This window comes from Flavobacterium sp. T50_26 (assembly GCF_057652995.1).
This window is the reverse complement of sequence record NZ_JBYFCC010000016.1, coordinates 77,527-97,188: the sequence shown is the minus strand read 5'-3', so window position 1 is coordinate 97,188 and position 19,662 is coordinate 77,527. Positions and strand designations below refer to the sequence as shown.

The 19,662-nt window shown below is 33.9% G+C and carries 19 protein-coding genes; all 19 read left to right on the top strand.

All coding sequences use genetic code 11. The features are described from left to right. The first annotated feature begins 283 nt into the window (after window positions 1-283). The 19 genes from AC23MC_RS11050 to AC23MC_RS10960 all read left to right on the top strand — a co-directional run bounded on the left by AC23MC_RS11050 (window position 284) and on the right by AC23MC_RS10960 (window position 19,660). Window positions 284-460, top strand: a complete 177-nt coding sequence (locus tag AC23MC_RS11050) for a hypothetical protein (RefSeq protein WP_487568329.1) — start codon at window positions 284-286, stop codon at window positions 458-460. Between the two features lie 3 nt (window positions 461-463). Further along, window positions 464-805 carry a hypothetical protein gene (locus AC23MC_RS11045; protein WP_487568330.1) on the top strand — a complete coding sequence of 114 codons (342 nt, stop codon included), beginning with the start codon at window positions 464-466 and terminating at the stop codon, window positions 803-805. Between the two features lie 84 nt (window positions 806-889). Next, window positions 890-1,123 carry a DUF2281 domain-containing protein gene (locus AC23MC_RS11040; RefSeq protein ID WP_487568331.1) on the top strand — a complete coding sequence of 78 codons (234 nt, stop codon included), beginning with the start codon at window positions 890-892 and terminating at the stop codon, window positions 1,121-1,123. Next, the gene (locus AC23MC_RS11035) at window positions 1,110-1,415 is read left to right on the top strand and encodes a hypothetical protein (RefSeq protein ID WP_487568332.1); all 306 of its coding nucleotides are present in this window, start codon (window positions 1,110-1,112) and stop codon (window positions 1,413-1,415) included. The genes AC23MC_RS11040 and AC23MC_RS11035 overlap by 14 nt, the downstream gene beginning before the upstream one ends. Before the next feature lie 258 nt (window positions 1,416-1,673). Further along, the gene (gene typA / locus AC23MC_RS11030) at window positions 1,674-3,470 is read left to right on the top strand and encodes a translational GTPase TypA (RefSeq protein WP_487568333.1); all 1,797 of its coding nucleotides are present in this window, start codon (window positions 1,674-1,676) and stop codon (window positions 3,468-3,470) included. 197 nt (window positions 3,471-3,667) lie between these two features. Beyond that, window positions 3,668-4,288 (top strand): recombination mediator RecR, encoded by a 621-nt coding sequence (gene recR / locus AC23MC_RS11025; RefSeq protein ID WP_487568334.1) that lies wholly within the window; start codon window positions 3,668-3,670, stop codon window positions 4,286-4,288. A gap of 64 nt (window positions 4,289-4,352) precedes the next feature. Beyond that, on the top strand, window positions 4,353-5,141 hold the full coding sequence (locus tag AC23MC_RS11020; protein ID WP_487568335.1) for a polysaccharide biosynthesis/export family protein: 789 nt from the start codon (window positions 4,353-4,355) through the stop codon (window positions 5,139-5,141). A 12-nt stretch (window positions 5,142-5,153) separates the two neighbouring features. Continuing rightward, window positions 5,154-7,628 (top strand): exopolysaccharide transport family protein, encoded by a 2,475-nt coding sequence (locus tag AC23MC_RS11015; protein WP_487568336.1) that lies wholly within the window; start codon window positions 5,154-5,156, stop codon window positions 7,626-7,628. After that, window positions 7,621-8,607 carry an SDR family oxidoreductase gene (locus AC23MC_RS11010; protein ID WP_487568337.1) on the top strand — a complete coding sequence of 329 codons (987 nt, stop codon included), beginning with the start codon at window positions 7,621-7,623 and terminating at the stop codon, window positions 8,605-8,607. The genes AC23MC_RS11015 and AC23MC_RS11010 overlap by 8 nt, the downstream gene beginning before the upstream one ends. Before the next feature lie 16 nt (window positions 8,608-8,623). Beyond that, the gene (locus tag AC23MC_RS11005; protein ID WP_487568338.1) at window positions 8,624-10,015 is read left to right on the top strand and encodes a UDP-glucose 6-dehydrogenase; all 1,392 of its coding nucleotides are present in this window, start codon (window positions 8,624-8,626) and stop codon (window positions 10,013-10,015) included. 9 nt (window positions 10,016-10,024) lie between these two features. Beyond that, a complete protein-coding gene (locus AC23MC_RS11000) occupies window positions 10,025-11,305 on the top strand; it encodes a nucleotide sugar dehydrogenase (protein ID WP_487568339.1) in 1,281 nt (426 codons plus the stop codon). Between the two features lies 1 nt (window position 11,306). Further along, window positions 11,307-12,359, top strand: a complete 1,053-nt coding sequence (rfbB, locus tag AC23MC_RS10995; RefSeq protein ID WP_487568340.1) for a dTDP-glucose 4,6-dehydratase — start codon at window positions 11,307-11,309, stop codon at window positions 12,357-12,359. 5 nt (window positions 12,360-12,364) lie between these two features. Next, window positions 12,365-13,384: an NAD-dependent epimerase gene (locus AC23MC_RS10990; protein WP_487568341.1), complete on the top strand. Its 1,020-nt coding sequence runs from the start codon at window positions 12,365-12,367 to the stop codon at window positions 13,382-13,384. 6 nt (window positions 13,385-13,390) lie between these two features. After that, the gene (locus AC23MC_RS10985; RefSeq protein ID WP_487568342.1) at window positions 13,391-14,842 is read left to right on the top strand and encodes a lipopolysaccharide biosynthesis protein; all 1,452 of its coding nucleotides are present in this window, start codon (window positions 13,391-13,393) and stop codon (window positions 14,840-14,842) included. 5 nt (window positions 14,843-14,847) lie between these two features. After that, entirely contained in the window at window positions 14,848-15,381 is a 534-nt protein-coding gene (locus AC23MC_RS10980; RefSeq protein ID WP_487568343.1) for a serine O-acetyltransferase, read from the top strand. Beyond that, window positions 15,378-16,529 (top strand): glycosyltransferase, encoded by a 1,152-nt coding sequence (locus AC23MC_RS10975; protein ID WP_487568344.1) that lies wholly within the window; start codon window positions 15,378-15,380, stop codon window positions 16,527-16,529. The genes AC23MC_RS10980 and AC23MC_RS10975 overlap by 4 nt, the downstream gene beginning before the upstream one ends. Beyond that, window positions 16,526-17,617, top strand: a complete 1,092-nt coding sequence (locus tag AC23MC_RS10970) for a glycosyltransferase family 4 protein (RefSeq protein WP_487568345.1) — start codon at window positions 16,526-16,528, stop codon at window positions 17,615-17,617. Before AC23MC_RS10975 ends, AC23MC_RS10970 begins: the two co-directional genes overlap by 4 nt. Then, on the top strand, window positions 17,604-18,722 hold the full coding sequence (locus tag AC23MC_RS10965) for a glycosyltransferase (RefSeq protein WP_487568346.1): 1,119 nt from the start codon (window positions 17,604-17,606) through the stop codon (window positions 18,720-18,722). The genes AC23MC_RS10970 and AC23MC_RS10965 overlap by 14 nt, the downstream gene beginning before the upstream one ends. Continuing rightward, window positions 18,719-19,660, top strand: a complete 942-nt coding sequence (locus tag AC23MC_RS10960) for a GNAT family N-acetyltransferase (protein WP_487568347.1) — start codon at window positions 18,719-18,721, stop codon at window positions 19,658-19,660. The genes AC23MC_RS10965 and AC23MC_RS10960 overlap by 4 nt, the downstream gene beginning before the upstream one ends. Window positions 19,661-19,662 lie beyond the last annotated feature (2 nt).

Below are 19,662 nucleotides of genomic sequence, written 5' to 3'. Positions count from 1 at the left end.
TTTCAAAGTTAATAATTTTTGAAAACACTCTCTTAGTTTTGAATTAAATCAGTCCACTTTATGCTGACGATTTACAAGTGATTTTGAAGAACTAAAAATATCTTTACCTAACGTTGAGATATCGTGGGGCGGAGATAATACATAAATTGATTGTAATAATTCACATTCGCACATAAACAAATATTTTCTCTATCTTTGAAAGAGGAGTAATGACTTTAAATAGTCTGTAATTATTTAAGAAGAAAATAAGGAGACTTCTATCTAAATCCAAAAAAATTAAAAAATGTCCGAAAACATTCGATTTAGAACATACAAAACAAGCATAAATATTATCTTTTTCTCCTACAATAACAATTCAAAAGTATATGAAATTCCGCAAGGGAGCAGTACAATTTTACCGGGTTTAAAGTATTCTTTGTTGACTTTGATGTTCGGTTTTTTAGGAATCGGTTTACCTTGAACGATGATTCAAAATATTAAGTATTTTTTAGATGCATTACATACAAATTTCTCCGGTGGTGAAGATTATACTAAAGTTTTTTCTGAGATGGATTATGATGAAATCACGATTTGGGTTTTTAATAATTTAGAACGTGAACTTTTTGAAAAAACAAATATTGAAATTATCGACATTATAATTGATTTACAATCTGAATTTAAAGAATTAAATCCAAAATCCACTCTTGAAAAAAATATACAATTTATAGCTGAAAATTTAAAAAAGGTGAGTATTATTAACTTAAGAAATTCAGACTTAGAAGTTATAATTGATAAAATTAAGCAGTTTGAAAATAGGAGCGAATAGTAAACTATTTGCATACAAACCATAATTTCATTACTTTAGCATTATGAATTATCATTCAAAAACAATTACAAATTCTAATTCGCTATGACCGCAACAGCAGTAAAACATATCAACACCAAACTTAAAAATTTACCGGATGCTCTTGTAGAAGAAGTTGAAAAGTACATAGACTTTCTTGCTTTTAAATATGCCCAAGAGAATTCAACAATTCCTCAATGGCAACAAGATACCGTTTTACGCAGAGTGAAAGATAAAAAAACACCTGTGGATGCTTTTACAATGGTAGACGATTTAGAAAAATCGAATGAAAAAATATAAAATTGTAGCTGATCCAAGCGTAGCAATTGATTTAAAAGAAGCTCGCGATTTTTTAAATTCCAGAAGAAAAGGATACGGTACAAAATTTTTAAAAGAGTACCGTGCGTTTTTAACCACGATGCAAACCAATCCTTTATTTCAAATTCGATACAATGATATTCATTGCCTTCCCTTAAAAACTTTTAAATATATGGTGCATTTTACTGTAGATGAAAAAGCTAAAATAATACACATCTACGCTGTACTTTCTACTTACCAAAATCCTGAGAAACATTGGGTGTTCATTAAGTAAGTTTATAAATCCGTTTCTATCCCTTTTCGCTAAGCGAACCCAACAAATCTGCGAAAATCTATTTCATCCATCCCATCCGTGTTCCATTGAGTAATGTGTCAATTAGCCAATGTGTCAATTAGCCAATGTGTCGATGAATCAACCAACAACAGACAACAGGCAACCGTCCGTTACCGTAACGTTAAATCTCTCAATGTTTTAACTAAAAATTTTTTATGTAGAAATAAAGTGTACCTTTGCACCCTGAAAAAATAACAGATGGAATCAATTAGAAACATTGCAATTATTGCCCACGTTGACCACGGTAAAACTACTTTGGTTGACAAAATTATGTATCACTGTCAGCTTTTTCGTGAAAACGAAAACACCGGTGATTTAATCCTAGACAACAACGATTTAGAACGTGAACGTGGAATTACTATTACTTCAAAGAATGTTTCGGTTCAGTATAAAGGTACAAAAATCAACATTATAGACACACCAGGTCACGCCGATTTTGGTGGTGAAGTTGAGCGTGTATTGAATATGGCAGACGGTGTTTGCTTGTTAGTAGATGCTTTTGAAGGACCAATGCCACAAACGCGTTTTGTATTGCAAAAAGCAATCGATTTAGGTCTAAAACCGTGTGTGGTTATCAATAAAGTAGATAAAGAAAACTGTACTCCGGAAGAAGTACACGAAAAAGTATTCGACTTAATGTACGAATTAGGTGCTCAAGAATGGCAGTTGGATTTTCCAACCGTTTATGGTTCAGCTAAGAACAACTGGATGTCTGATCATTGGGAAAACGTAACCGATAATGTGGAAGCATTATTGGATATGGTTGTTGAAAATGTACCGGCTCCTAAAGTATCAGAAGGAACTCCTCAAATGTTAATTACTTCGTTAGATTTCTCTTCATTCACCGGTCGTATCGCGATTGGTCGTTTAGAAAGAGGTGTTTTAAAAGAAGGAATGCCAATTTCTTTGGTAAAAAGAGATGGAAAAGTACTTAAATCAAGAATTAAAGAAATACACACTTTTGAAGGTCTTGGACGTAAAAAAGTAACCGAAGTTATCGCCGGAGATATTTGTGCGATTGTAGGTGTTGAAGGATTTGAAATTGGAGATACTATCGCCGATTTCGAAAACCCGGAAGCATTGCAAACTATCGCCATCGATGAGCCAACAATGAGTATGTTGTTTACAATTAATGACTCTCCTTTCTTCGGAAAAGAAGGTAAATTTGTAACTTCTCGTCATATTAGAGATCGTTTAACAAAAGAATTAGAGAAAAACTTAGCGATGAAGTTAGGTGAAACTGATTCAGCTGATAAGTTTATGGTTTTTGGTCGTGGAGTTCTTCACTTATCTGTTCTTATTGAAACCATGAGAAGAGAAGGGTATGAGTTGCAAATTGGTCAGCCACAAGTTATCATCAAAGAAATTGATGGTCAAAAATGTGAGCCAATTGAAGAACTAACCATCGATTTACCGGAAAGTGTTTCAGGTAGAGCCGTTGAGTTTGTTACCTTGCGTAAAGGTGAAATGCTTTCTATGGAAACGAAAGGTGAACGTATGATTGTGAAATTCAATATTCCATCACGTGGAATTATTGGATTGCGTAATCAATTGCTTACTGCTACTGCCGGAGAAGCCATTATGGCACACCGTTTCATTGGTTACCAACCTTACAAAGGAGAAATTGCCGGACGTAACAAAGGTTCGTTAATTTCTATGGAAAAAGGAAAAGCTATTCCTTACTCTATTGATAAATTGCAAGATCGTGGCAAGTTTTTTGTTGAACCAAATGCTGAAATTTATGAAGGTCAGGTAATTGGAGAAAATTCTCGTAGCGATGATATGAGTATAAACGTAACCAAAGAGAAAAAACTATCTAACGTTCGTTCATCCGGAAATGATGATAAAGCAAGAATTATTCCGCCGATTATTTTCTCATTAGAAGAAGCGTTAGAATACATTCAAAAAGATGAATATGTTGAGGTTACTCCAAAATCTATTCGTTTAAGAAAAATTTATTTGACGGAAAACGATAGAAAACGTTTTAAAATATAATTGATTTGAATCCCGATGAAAATCGGGATTTTTTTATGTTTATTTTAGCCACGAATTGCACGAATTCTCACGAATTAATTAGTGTCAATTCGTGTAATTCGTGGCTTTAAATGAATTTTTATAACAATCCGAGGTTATTTAAAAACTTTCGGGAGAAATGTTAAAGCGTTACAATTGAAAAATGTATTTTTGTAGCAATGGAATTTTCTTCAAAATTATTGGAAAAAGCAGTCAACGAAATGGCACAATTACCAGGAATAGGTAAGCGTACAGCCCTTCGTTTAGTACTGCATTTACTGAAACAACCCAAAGAACAAACACAATTTTTGGCAGAATCATTGCAAACCATGCGAAATGATGTAAAGTATTGCAAAAGTTGCCATAATATTTCCGATGTTGAACTCTGTGAGATTTGTGCCAACGAGAAGCGAAATCATCAAATTGTTTGCGTAGTAGAAGATATTCGCGATGTGATGGCCATTGAAAACACAGGTCAGTTTAAAGGTGTTTATCATGTGTTGGGAGGAAAGATTTCTCCGATTGATGGAGTAGGGCCAAGCCAGTTGAATATTTCCACTTTGGTTGAAAAAGTGAGTTCAGGAAAAGTTGCTGAAGTTATCTTTGCGTTAAGTTCTACGATGGAAGGCGATACGACAAACTTTTACATTTACAGACAAATTCAACAGTATGAAATCAAGACTTCTACCATTGCAAGAGGAATTTCGGTGGGTGACGAATTGGAGTATGCAGACGAAATTACCTTAGGAAGAAGTATTTTAAATCGTATTCCTTTTGAAAACACCATGAAAAGCAATTAATTATGAGTGTACTTATTTTTATATTCTAATGGAAAAACTATATTTGTTGGCTAAAAATTTTAAAATGAATAAAAACCATATACTCCTCTTCTTTTTTATTGTGCTTTTATCGGCATCATGTGTTCCTACAAAAGACTTAAAGTATCTTCAAACCAATTCAACTAGTAAGGATACTTTGATCATAAATGAAATTGTTAAAAAGCCCTATAGAGTTCAAAGCAATGATGTTTTGGTGATTACAATCAAAACAATTGATGCAGAATTAACAGAAATGTTCAAGGTAACAAGCGGAAACAGAAACTTTGCCAATGAACAAGTTACCTATTTTGAAGGGTTTAACGTAGACGATCATGGCTACATACGAATTCCTGTTTTAGGAGAAGTTAATGTATTAGGCTTAACCACAGAGGAAATAAGGTTAACGATAGAGAAAAGATTGTTAGAAGAATATTTTAATGCTGAAGCAAGTTTATTCGTCACAGTGAAATTAGGAGGTATTCGCTATACCATAAATGGAGAAATTGGCAGACCCGGATCAAATATAATTTATAATGAAAGAGCAACTATTATGGACGCTATTGCCACATCAGGTGATATCACGATGACCGGCGATAGAAAGAATGTTATCATAGTAAGACAATATCCTCATGGTGTTGAAATGCACACTATTAATTTGCTTGATAAAAGTGCTTTAGAATCACCTTATTATTATATTCAACCTAATGATTTTATTTTGATAAATCCATTAAAGCAAAAGTCTTGGGGAACCGGAACTACCGGAATTCAAACGTTAGGAACTATTATTTCAGCGTTGTCTCTTGTTACTACTATTATCGTTTTATCACGTTTATAATTCTTAAAAATCATGCTTGAGTCTAAAGATTTTGCGTTTTTTGAAAATCAAATTAAGTTTGACTTCAAAGGATTTGTTATAAAAACAGCTGGTTATTGGAGGTGGTTTGTGTTATGTTGGATTGTTGGTTTTATAATTGCCTACAATGTTAGTATAAGAAAGGAAAAGATTTATGAACTAGATACTACCATCGCAATTAAGGAAGAAAGAAATCCTTTTTTTACTACCAACACAAGTTTAGTATTTAATTGGGGAGGCTCATCCGATCAAGTTCAAAGTCTATCATCCACTCTAAGGTCAAGATCGCACAATGAATTGGTAGTGGATAAATTAAATTTCTTTATAGAGTATTTAAAACGAGATAAATACTATATGAAGGATGTGTATGGCATGGTTCCTTTTGAAGTTGTTCCCGACAAAAATAAACCACAATTGCTTGCATCGTTAATCAGTATAAAGTTTGTTTCGGAAAATGAGTATGAATTATCAATAAATTTTGAGGAAGACAATGCACAAACATTTATTTATAAGACAAATTCATATGCTACAAATGGAGTAAATGCAGGAGTTTTTAAAAAGCGATTTAAAATTAATCAAGAAACAAATCTACCTTTTTTAAACATTAAACTAGAAAAAGTTGAGTATTTTGGCAATTACATAGGAGAAGAATTTTATATAAAGTTTAATACGTTTGATGCTACCGTTTCTAAATATAGAAGTATAAAAACAGAAATTGATAAAAGTGCTACTTCGTTAATAAATTTAAGTTTAAAAGGAACCAATAAAAACAGGATAGTAACCTATTTAAACGAAACTGTAAAAACGATTATAAAAGTTCAGCTTGAGCGAAAAAACCAATTTGCAACCAATACAATCAATTTTATAGATAGTACTTTGTTGGCGATGGAGGGTAAGCTCAAAGAAAATGAAAATGAATTAAAGAGTTTTAGCAAAAATAAAAATTATTATCAAATCAATACCGGAGCAAATCAAATTTCGGCACAATTGCTTAGTTATGAAGTTGAAAAAGATGAGATAACCAGAAAAATGAATTACTATAATTCACTTAAAAATTATCTTGATAATAGTATTGACTTTTCTAAATTACCTGCTCCATCCGTTGCCGGAATTGATGACCCTAATGTAGTTCAAAATATTGCAAAAATTATAAATTTATCAACCGAAAGAGCACAAAAACCTTATTTGGTAAAAAACCAAAAAATGTTTAAAGATTTTGATGTTCAAATTGACGCATTAAAAAGCGTTTTGTTAGAAAACATTCGAACAGCAAAATCTTCTTTAGAGTATGATTTGTCTTCAATTAATTCAAAAATAGCAAAGGCGGAGGGTGAAATAAGTAAACTGCCTGAAGATGAACAAGAAATTTTGAAAATAACAAGAAAGTATGATTTAAATAATGCTTTGTTTACCAACTTTCTTAGTAAAAGAAATGAGGCAAACATCGTAAAAGCAGCAAATTTAGCAGATGTTCATTTTATTGATCCTGCAAAAGATATTGGGGGCGGACAAATCGGTCCAAACACAAAAGTTAATTATGTGTTAGCCTTCTTTCTTGGATTATTTATACCTTTATTAGCCGTTTTAATTATTTTCTTTTTAGAAAATACAATTTTGAATACAGAGGATATAAGTAAATTAACAACCATACCTATTATCGGAATAGTTGGAGTTAAACAAACTAAATCAAATTTAACGGTATTTGAGAAGCAAAAATCATCACTTTCAGAATCGTTTAGAGCCATTCGTTCCTCCCTTCAATTTATGTATAAACGACAAAAAGTAGAGGGCTCTAAAACACTAATGCTAACTTCATCGGTGAGTGGAGAAGGAAAAACATTTTGTTCCATCAATATTGCTACTGTATTTGCTTTGAGCGAGAAAAAAACAATAATTGTTGGTTTAGATTTAAGAAAGCCGAAAATTTTTGATGACTTTAAAATTAAAAATGACATTGGTGTAGTAAACCATTTAATTGGTCAAAAAACATTGGATGAAGTCATTCAAAATACACATATTCCTTATTTGGATGTAATTACTTCCGGTCCGATTCCGCCAAACCCATCTGAGTTATTGATAGGGGAATCGATGGATAAGTTTATGAGCGATCTAAAAGAACGTTATGACTACATTATTTTAGATACTCCCCCAGTTGGTTTGGTTGCCGATGCTATTGAATTGTCTACTTATGCCGATGCTACACTCTATATAATCAGACAAAACTATACCAAAAAGGAGATGATTAATTTGTTGAATAATAGAGTTCAACGCGAAGAATTAAAAAACATCAGTATTGTTTTTAATGGTTTTGAAAACCGTGCAAAATACGGAACAGGTTATGGTTATGGTTACGGCTATGGTTATGGATATAGTTACATTTATGGTAATTATGGTAATGGCTATGGTGAAGACGATAAACCAAAAACGTTTCTTGACAAAATAAAAAAATATTTTAAAAAAAATGATTAGTTCTAAAGACAATTACACACTATTAATTACAGGCGGTGCAGGCTTTATTGGTTCAAATTTATGCGAACATTTTTTAGACATTGGTCATAAAGTTGTTTGTCTTGATAATTTTGCAACCGGTCACCGACACAATATTGAACCTTTTTTCAATAATCCAAATTTTACCCTACTTGAAGGCGACATACGTGATTTATCCACTTGTCAAGAAGCGGTTAAAAATGTTGATTATGTTTTGCATCAAGCTGCACTAGGCTCTGTTCCACGTTCAATTAAAGACCCAATTACATCTAATGATGTAAATGTATCCGGTTTTTTAAACATGTTGGTAGCTGCCAGAGATGCGGGCGTTAAACGTTTTGTGTATGCTGCTAGTTCTTCTACCTACGGAGATTCTACGTCGATGCCCAAGGTTGAAGATGTTATAGGAAAGCCATTGTCTCCGTATGCCATTACAAAGTATGTGAACGAATTATATGCCGAAATTTTTAGTAGAACCTATGGCATGGAAACAATTGGATTGCGTTATTTCAATGTTTTTGGAAGAAGGCAAGACCCTAACGGAGCGTATGCTGCTGTTATTCCTAAATTTGTCATGCAATTGATGGAGCATGAAAGTCCTGTTATTAATGGCGATGGGTTATATTCCAGAGACTTTACCTACGTTGATAATGTTGTTCAGATGAATGAATTAGCAATCACAACCACTAATCCTGAAGCCATTAACACAGTTTATAACACTGCTTTTGGAGATAGAACTACCCTGAATCAAATGGTTAATTTACTAAAAGAATACCTGGCCACACATGATGCAGCGATAGCAGATGTGCCTGTAATTTACGGACCAAATAGAGTAGGTGATATTCCACATTCTCTTGCCAGCGTTGAAAAAGCAAATCGTTTGTTAGGCTACCAACCCCGTTTTTCTTTTGCCCAAGGGTTAAAAGAAGCCGTAGATTGGTATTGGAAAAATTTAAAATAATTCAACCTATATTAAAATGAGTATTACTAAAATTTGTTGTATTGGTGCCGGCTATGTAGGAGGTCCTACAATGGCAGTTATAGCCCAAAAATGTCCCCATATAAAAGTTACTGTTGTTGATTTGAATGAACAAAGAATTGCGTTGTGGAACGACCCTAACGTAGAAAATATACCAATTTATGAACCAGGTCTAAGCGATGTTGTTGCTGAAGCTCGCGGTAGAAATTTATTTTTTTCCACCGATGTAGATCAAGCAATTGACGAAGCAGAAATGATATTTATTTCCGTAAACACCCCAACTAAAACGTATGGTTCAGGTAAAGGTTTAGCGGCTGATTTAAAATATATTGAACTTTGTGCCCGTCAAATTGCCCGCGTTGCTAAAACAGATAAAATTGTTGTAGAAAAATCAACGCTTCCGGTTAGAACCGCAGAAGCCATCAAGAGCATTTTGCATAATACAGGTAATGGCGTAAAATATCAAATTCTTTCTAATCCGGAATTTTTGGCAGAAGGAACAGCTGTAGAAGATTTGTTTCAACCAGATCGTGTTCTTATTGGAGGCGAGATAACTCCGGAAGGCGAAAACGCTATTCAATCCCTTGTTGAAATTTATGCCAATTGGGTTCCAAAAGAACGAATTTTAACCACGAATGTTTGGTCATCCGAATTATCAAAATTGGTTGCAAATGCTTTCTTAGCTCAACGGGTTTCTTCTATTAATGCTATTTCTGAATTATGTGAAAAAACCGGTGCAGATGTAACAGAAGTTGCAAAAGCTATTGGAATGGACAGCAGAATTGGCCCTAAGTTTCTTAAAGCTTCCGTTGGATTTGGCGGTTCATGTTTTCAAAAAGATATATTAAATTTAGTTTATATAGCAAAATCATACGGTCTGCATGAGGTTGCCGATTATTGGGAACAAGTGATTATCATGAATGACCACCAGAAAAACCGTTTTGCTAAAAAAATTGTCACTACCTTGTACAACACTGTTGCCGATAAAAAAATTACGTTTTTGGGTTGGGCCTTTAAAAAAGACACAAACGATACGCGTGAATCTGCAGCTATTTATGTGGCAGATGATTTATTATTTGAACAAGCAAATATCACGGTCTTTGATCCAAAAGTAGATGAGAATCAAATTCTTTTTGATTTGAATTATTTGAATTCCAGACCAAAAGAAGAAAATAAAATGCATGTTCAAACAGCACAAGATCCGTATGAAGCGTGTCAAGGTGCCCACGCTATTGCTGTTTTAACGGAGTGGGATGAATTCAAAAATTATGACTGGGAAAAAATTTATGCACAAATGAATAAACCAGCCTTTATCTTTGACGGCAGAAATTTATTAGATAAAGACAAATTAACACAGATTGGATTTAAATATCAGGCTATTGGCTCTTAAAATAAAATAATGATGAGTATAAAAATTGGCGTAATTGGATTAGGATATGTTGGGTTGCCACTCGCACGACTTTTTGCAACAAAATATCCTGTTGTTGGTTTTGATATTAACCAAAATAGGGTAAATGAATTAAATAAAGGAGAAGATAATACCCTGGAAGTAACCAGTGATTTGTTGAAGGAAGTTTTATCAAACAAACCCTTAACGGAAGTAGGATTGTTTTGTTCAACCGATATCAACACAATAAAAGAATGTAATTATTTTATCGTTACTGTTCCTACTCCGGTAGATAAAAATAACCGTCCGGATTTAACACCTTTGTATAAATCCAGTGAAACGGTGGGAAAAGTGCTCAAAAAAGGCGATGTTGTAATTTATGAGTCAACTGTTTATCCGGGCGTAACAGAAGAAGAATGTGTTCCTGTTTTAGAGCGTGTGAGTGGATTAAAATTTAACGAAGATTTTTATGCTGGTTATTCACCGGAAAGAATTAACCCCGGAGATAAAGAACATACGGTAGAAAAAATTCTAAAAGTTACCGCAGGTTCAACACCCGAAATAGGAAAAAAAGTAGATGATTTATACAAATCTGTTATTACAGCCGGAACGCATTTGGCCCCTTCCATCAAAGTGGCAGAAGCAGCAAAAGTGATTGAAAATTCACAACGCGATATCAATATTGCGTTTGTAAATGAATTAGCCAAAATATTCAATATGCTAAATATTGATACGCATGCCGTTTTGGAAGCCGCCGGAACCAAATGGAATTTCCTACCTTTTAAACCGGGATTGGTTGGCGGACATTGTATTGGTGTAGATCCTTACTATTTAGCACAAAAAGCTCAAGAAGCAGGTTATCATCCTGAAATTATTTTAGCCGGACGACGATTAAATGACAGTATGGGTGAATATGTTGCTTCGCAAATGGTTAAACTCATGATCAAAAAAGGAATCACCGTAAACAAAGCAAAAGTATTGATGCTAGGTATCACTTTTAAAGAAAATTGTCCTGATGTTCGAAATACAAAAATTGTAGATGTCATAAAAGCATTAGCAGATTATGGTATTGACGTTTCGATATATGATCCGTGGGCAAATCCACAAGAAGTGAAACATGAATATAATTTAATAACATCAACGCAATTAACCGACGAACGATTTGACGGAATTGTTTTGGGTGTGGCTCACAAAGAGTTTTTGGCTCTCGATTTTGATAAATTGAAAAAAGAGAAGGCAGTGGTTTATGATGTAAAAGGAATTTTAACAACACAAGCAGACGGAAAATTATAGTATGAAAAAAATTCTAATTACCGGAGGAGCAGGATTTATTGGTTCACACGTTATCAGACGTTTTGTGAAAAACTATCCCACGTATAGCATCTACAACCTAGATGCCTTAACCTATGCAGGAAATTTAGAAAATATTGCCGATATCGATCAGCTTCCTAATTACACCTTTATCAAAGGCGACATTACCGATGCCGATTTTATCACTACCTTGTTTGCAAACGAACAATTTGACGGTGTAATTCATTTGGCAGCAGAATCACACGTAGATCGTTCTATTACCGATCCGTTGGCTTTTGTGAAAACCAATGTGATTGGCACCATGAATTTGTTGAATGCGGCCCGTGAAAGTTGGAAAAACGATTATAATGGTAAGCGATTTTATCATGTTTCCACCGATGAGGTGTATGGAGCATTGGGCGAAACAGGCTTGTTTACAGAAGAAACACCGTATGATCCAAATTCTCCGTATTCTGCTTCCAAAGCCGCCTCCGATCATTTTGTGCGAGCCTACGGAGAAACCTATGGTTTGCCTTATGTGATTACCAATTGCTCAAACAATTACGGACCAAATCATTTTCCGGAAAAATTAATTCCGTTGTTCATTAATAATATCATCAATAACAAACCTTTGCCAGTTTATGGTGATGGAAAATATACTAGAGATTGGCTTTATGTTATTGATCATGCCGTGGCTATTGACTTGGTTTTTCATCAAGGAAAGAACCATGAAACCTATAATATTGGCGGATTTAATGAATGGCAAAATATAGACTTAGTAAAATTACTTTGTCAAAAAATGGATGAAAAATTAGGACGTTCTGCCGGAACTTCCGAACAATTGATTACCTATGTAAAAGATCGCCCCGGTCACGATTTACGCTACGCTATCGATGCTACTAAAATTAACAAAGAACTTGGTTGGAAACCTTCTGTCACGTTTGAAGAAGGTTTAGCATTAACCATTGATTGGTATTTGTCTAACACAGATTGGTTGCAACATGTTACCTCCGGACAATATCAGCAGTATTATCAGAAACAATACGCCGAAAAATAGTATCTATGAAAATATTAGTAACAGGAGCTGCCGGTTTTATAGGTTTTCATTTGGCTAAGCAATTAGCTCAATTAGAACACCATGTGGTTGGTTTAGATAATCTAAATGATTATTACGACGTGAGCCTTAAACTGGGTAGATTGAAAGAATTAGGAATTGATACGGATACGATTTTGTATGATGAATTAATCAAATCTCAAAATTCAACGTTTTCTTTTATCCAAATTAATTTGGAAGACCGAGAAAAAATGGAACGTTTGTTTAAAGAAGAAGCGTTTGATTTGGTTATCAATTTGGCTGCACAAGCTGGAGTTCGCTTTAGTTTAGAGCAACCTTTTCAGTATATCGATTGCAACATTACCGGATTTTTAACGGTGTTGGAATGCTGTCGTCATTATGGCGTAAAAAAATTAATATATGCCAGTTCATCCAGCGTATATGGTTTGAATGAAAAAATTCCTTTTTCAGTTCATGATTCGGTAGATAATCCGATAAGTTTGTATGCGGCAACTAAAAAATCTAATGAATTAATGGCTCATACGTATAGTCATTTATTTGCTATTCAAACAGTTGGATTACGCTTTTTTACGGTGTATGGTCCTTGGGGCCGACCCGATATGGCGATGTTTTTATTTACAGATGCCATTTTGAACGACCGACCTATTCAAGTGTTTAACGAAGGAAATCTTTCCCGAGATTTTACTTATGTAGATGATATTGTGGGCGGAATGCTCAACATTACCAAGGCATTTGAAAACAATGCTATTCAAAAAAAATATAGTTTATACAACATTGGCAATAGTAAGCCGGTTAAATTGCTTGATTTTATCGAAGCCATTGAACATAAAACCGGAAAAACTGCCATTAAAGAAATGAAACCCATGCAACCCGGTGACGTAGAACAAACGTGGGCGGATGTAGATGATTTAATTCGTGACTTTAATTACAAACCCGAAACTTCTATTGAAAAGGGTGTAGGCGAGTTTGTAGATTGGTATATAGGTTATTATTCAAAACAGAAATAAATTATATTGACAACTTCAAAAAAAATAGTTACCGGCGTTACTTGGACAGCTGTTCAAACCCTAATTAATAGAACATCAGGTTTTATTGTAAAATTAATACTGGCGAGGTTATTATTTCCGGAAGATTATGGTTTGATTGGAATGGCTGTTGTTTTTACCAGTTTCTTTAAATCGTTTACAGATTTAGGCTTTTCAACTGCAATTATCCAACGTGATGAAAATCAAATAAATCAGACCTACCTTTCAACTGCCTTTTGGGCAAATATGTTGTGGAGTGTTTTAAGTTTTATAATTTTAGCAATTTTAATTGCACCTTTAGCTACAAAATTTTATAACGAAGATGTTTTACTTTATTTGATTCCTTCACTAGGACTATCTATTCTAACAACACCACTTTATTTTGTTAATAGATCTATCTTAGTTAGAGAATTAAATTTTAAAAAGATATCTCATATCAACAATTTAGCTAATGTTATTGCAGGAGCTACAGCAATAATAATGGCTTTTTCAGGATTTGGAGTTTGGGCTTTGGTTGCACATAATGTTGTTCAAACTATTATTGAGTTACCGTTGTTTTTTTATTTTTCAAAATGGAAGCCTTCTTTGGTTTGGGATAAAAAAGCATATAAAGATTTATTTGGATTTACTGCATTCACAACTTTATCAGAATTAATTAACAGATTATCCTCTAATGGTGATTATTTTATTGTTGGAAAATTTCTTGGAAAAATTGAATTGGGATTATACTCTTTTGCTTTTATTTTAACAGACTCTATTCGCGTTCAAATAAAAATGATCATCGATACCGTAATGTATCCGGTGTTTTCAAAACTTCAAGGAGATAAGAAGCAGCAAGAAAATTTACTTTCTAAAACAATTTTCTACAATTGTATAACAACAGCTCCTATAATGGGACTTTTATTTTTAAATCCAGAACTTATTACTATTGTATTTGGAGACAAATGGATTGATAGCTTACTTGTGATTAAAATTATTGCTTTGGCTGCAATTGTACAGATTTTAACTAATTCATTCCCAACATTGATGAGAGCAAATGGATTAGCTAGAATTGAATTTAATTATCAACTAATTAAAGTTTTCATTTTGTTCCTACCTTTGGTTTTTTTAGGCACATATTATTATGGTATTATTGGATGTTCATTATCAATTTTATTTTCAAGAATTTTACAAAATATTTTGAATATTCAAGGATTTAGAAAATTTTTAGAGATTTCTCCAAAAACTATTTTTTCTAATTATACAAAGGGATTGTTACCAACTGTTTTATCTATTGTTTTAATTTTCCCGTTTTATTATATAATTGATGTAAAAAGTAATCTTGTTGTATTTTCTAGTACATTAATTTATGTTATTTTAATTATAATTATTTCTTACGTTTTTAATAAAAGCGAATTAAAAAAGTTGTTAAAGTTGAAATCGAATGAGCCATTAAACTGATTTTTATGTTTAAAGTAATTAAACAAGATAGTAAACGACATGGTGGGAAAAATAATTTAAAAAAATTTTTTACCAATCCAATGTTTCGTTTTATGTTGATTTATCGAATAAATCAGCACATAAATAGGTACAACCCAGCTACAGTAGTTTTCAGAATTTGGTTAAAAAACATAAAAGTTAAATATAATATTCAAATTCCAACTCATACGAAAATAGGTGAGGGGTTTTTATTAAATCATTATGGTGGAATCGTTATTAATCAAAATGTAATAATTGGTAAAAATTGTAATGTTTCCCAAGGTGTAACTTTAGGAAATGTAAGCCGAGGAAAGTTAAAAGGCTGTCCAACCATTGGTGATCGAGTTTGGATTGGAGCAAATTCGGTTGTAGTTGGAAAAATCACCATTGGAAATGATGTTCTCATTGCACCATTAAGTTATGTCAATTTTGATATTCCTGACAATGCGGTTGTAATGGGTAATCCTGCTAAAATAATTAATTATAATACTTCTGCAGAGTATATAAAAAATATAAATTGAAAAAAATCCTCTACATCCTAGATACATTTGAAACCGGTGGAGCAGAAAAAAGCCTACTTGATATTGCTATACAAAATAAAGCAGTTGAATCTGTTTTTGTAACCTTATACAAAGGCAATCAATTGGCAGAAGCTGCCCAACAGGCAGGCATTAAAGTAATTTCGCTTAACCGAACTGAAAAATATGCTTTCGGTAAAATCGTGCAACTTCTCAAACCAATTATTCTAGAAGAAAAGCCCGATTTAATTCATGCTACGTTGTTTCGTGCTGATATTGTTTCCCGAAAAATAAAACGTTATTTTAAAATACCTTTGGTTTCCAGTTTGGTAAACAACTCGTATATTGACGAACGCTATCAAAAATTATCGTTACTAGGAAAGCTTAAACTCTATTATATTCAGCGTTATGATGCCTTAACGGCTAAAAAAGTAGACTATTTTATTTCCAATTCTCAAACCATCAAAGAATCAAATGCTAAAGCATTGGGTCTGAGTCTTGAAAAAATAAAAGTAATTTTTCGTGGGCGAGATTTGTCAAAATTTCTATCCTTATCAGAAGAGCAATTGCTTAAAACCAAGCAAGAGCTAAACGTTCAGGAAAATCAAGTTACGCTGTTAAATGTGAGCCGACTTTTAGACAGAAAAGGACAGCTCGATTTGTTGCAAGCCATTAAAAATCTTGTGATAACGCATCCAAATGTCAAACTATATATTGCCGGCGAAGGATTTTATCGTTCGGTATTAGAGAACTATATTCAAGAAAATAATTTGCAATTTCATGTGGAATTGTTGGGCAACCGAAATGATATTCCTTACTTGTTGAAATTGGCAGATGTTTTTGTATTTCCAACGCATTACGAAGGTTTGCCCGGAGCACTAATTGAAGCAATGATGTCTGAAAAAACAATTGTTTGTACTTCAATTCCTGAAAATAAAGAGTGTGTTTCTGCACAAGAAGCCGTTTTTTTTAAAAAAGGAGATGTATCCAATTTGGTATCCACTTTGCAAGAAGTAATCAACCAACCGCATCAATTTAGTGCGTTAGGAAAAAATGCCAGAATTGCCGCTATTGAAAAATTCAGTATCTCCAAAGTAGTTGATCAATACAATACAGTATATACGTCGATTATTCAAAATCACAACCAATGACCATTCTCCAACTGATTCAAAAACCGCAATTAAGAGGAGCAGAAATGTTTGCCAGTCAACTTTCCAATGAATTGGTTCAAATGGGGCATACCGTTTTGGTTGTAGCCTTGTTTCCCGGCCATTCTATTTTACCCATAAACACTACCTTTATTCCGTTAAACAGACCGCAACACAAACGATGGAATGATTTTGAAGGTTGGAAAGCCTTGGCAAAACTAATCAAAGAACACAACGTAGATGTAGTGCAGTGCAATGCCGGAGATACCTTGAAATTTGCCGTTTTTTCGCAACTTTTTACGGGTTGGAAAACGCCTATTGTCGCCCGAAATGCCAGTATGGTGAGTGCCTACATTAAAAACCCAGTCATCAAGTTGCTTAATCGTTGGATGTATAGCCGAACCCAAGCCATTGTTTCGGTTTCGCACTTGGCTGCGAAAGACTTGAATGAGTTGTTTCCGGAAACAAAGTCTAAAACAACTGTTATTCCTATCGGAATTAATTTGCAATCGTTTGCACCCGTGGAATGGAAAAATGCTTCTCCAACCGCGTTTCAAATTGTGCATGTGGGTGGATTTTCGTTCGAGAAAAACCATCATGGCTTACTTTCCATCTTTGAACAATGGTTGCATCGGTTTCCAGATTCGCATTTGCATTTAATTGGCGATGGTCCGATGAGATCCGAAATAGAACAAGCTGTAGCCACCAAAAAACTAACCAATAAAATTTCGTTTTATGGTTTTAGCAAAGATGCTATCAATTATATGCATCAAGCCGATGTAGTGGTTTTGCCGAGCATTATCGAAGGTTTACCGGGTGTAATTTTAGAAGCCATGTATGCCAAAACTCCTGTGATAGCTTATAATGTGGGCGGTGTGTCTGAAGTATTACAAAACAATCATACCGGTTTTTTAATTAAAAAAGGTGATGAAGTTGGTTTTGTTCAAGCCTTAGAACAAGTTAAAAATGACGGAAAATCAGCCCCGTATGTTAAAAATGCAAACGAACTCGTTGTTCAAAAATTTAATAATACGTACCTTGCTCAGCAGTTTGAAACTATTTACAAGAAATTAGTACATGACAAAAATTAAAGTTCTTCATATCATCAAATCGTTAGGTCGAGGTGGAGCAGAAATGCTTTTGCCGGAAACCTTGAAAAAGCATAACAGTGACGAATTTGAATTTCATTATATTTATTTTCTCTCTTGGAAAAACCAAATGGTGCAAGCCATCGCCGATGCCGGAGGAAAAGTAACGTGTTTTTCTGCTAAAAATAATTTGGTTTTACTGTTGCAGTACAAAAAAATCATTCGCTATTGCAAAGAAAATCAAATTCAACTCATTCATGCCCATTTGCCTTGGGCCGGTTTTGTGAGCAGATTGGTGCACAAACTTACCAAAATTCCGGTTTTGTATACCGAGCACAATATGCAAGAACGTTATCATTTTTTGACTAAAACGATCAATAAACTCACCTTTAATAGTCAAACTTTAGGAATTGGCGTTTCTGATGATGTATCCAATTCTATCAAAAAAAATATTCAACCTTCTATTCCGGTTCAAACCGTTTTGAATGGTGTTAATACTGATAGTTTTCAACGCATTAGTACTTTTTGTGAATCAGACATCAGAAAACAATTTGCCATTCCAACCGATGCTTTTGTGGTGGGAACTGTAGCCGTTTTTCGTTTTCAAAAACGATTGGATTTGTGGTTAGAAATCATCAAAAAAGCCATTGAAAAAGATCATAACATCTATGGAATTATTGTTGGAGCAGGACCGCTTCAACCCGAAATAGAACAAAAATATACCGCGTTAGGTTTAGAAGGTAACGTATTTTTTGCCGGACTTCAAACAGAAGTACGACCTTATTATGAAGCGATGGACAGCTTTATGATGTGTTCTTCTTTTGAAGGTTTACCTATTGCTTTGTTGGAAGCCATGAGTATGCAATGTGCCATTTTGACCACCGATGCAGGCGGAATAAAAGAAGTAATTCGAAATGAAAAAGACGGCTTAGTTGTTGGCGTAGAGCAATGGGAACACTTATCTGATATGATCGTTCAACTTAAAAATGACCCAACAAAATTGGCTCATCTTCAACACGCAGCCAGAGCCAGAGCCATTGAAGGATTTAGTATGGATGCTATGATTTTGACGTTAGAAAATTTATACCGTAAACACCTTTCAAAATGATAATCAGAGTTGCCCAAACCGAAGATATACCAGCCATTGTTGAACTTTTGAAAGATAGTTTAGGCGAGTCGTTGTTAAAAAAAACAACCTCCATTTGGGATTTTAAACATGTGCAAAATCCATTTGGTGCATCCTATGTTTTGGTAGCCGAAGAAAATAATCAATTGATTGGCGTGCGAGCATTTATGTCGTGGAAATGGCAATTGGGCGACATCGTTTGGCAAGCCTACCGAGCAGTAGACACCGCCACTCATCCGGAACATCAAGGTAAAGGAATCTTTAAGAAATTAACGTTGCAGGCTTTAGCCGATGTGGGAAAAGAAAATGATTGTTTTATTTTTAATACTCCCAACGAAAAAAGTCGTCCCGGTTATCTCAAAATGGGGTGGGAGGCATTGGGTAAAATAAAAATTGCCTTAGTGCCTGTTTTGCTTTATCGGTTTATTCATTTGTTTAGTAAGACGAGCAATTCTATTGTATCTTTAAATGAAGAACAAATTGAAGCCATTTGTGTAAAACATAATTCAGAACTTACAATTAAAAATGAATTGTTTACACCTAAATCTGCAGCTTATTTACATTGGCGGTATACCACTAATCCTATGCAACCTTACACGGTTTTAACCGGAAAGGATTGGTATGTAGCTTTGTATGTAAAAAAACACAAGCGTTTTAATGAATTACGCATAGCCGAAGTAATTGGAGGAAATTCTGCAAAAGCCAAAAAAGAAATTAGACGAGTGGTCATTGATTATGCTGCCAAGCAAGGATGTTTATTACTTTCTACAACAGAAAAATCACTATTTCCTCTCGCTTTTTATGGTGCATTCGGACCAATTTTAACATGCAAAGACTTAACGTTAAATAGTGTAATTTTGCAACAATCAAAACAAAACACAGGTTGGCACTATGCCATGGGTGATTTGGAATTATTTTAACG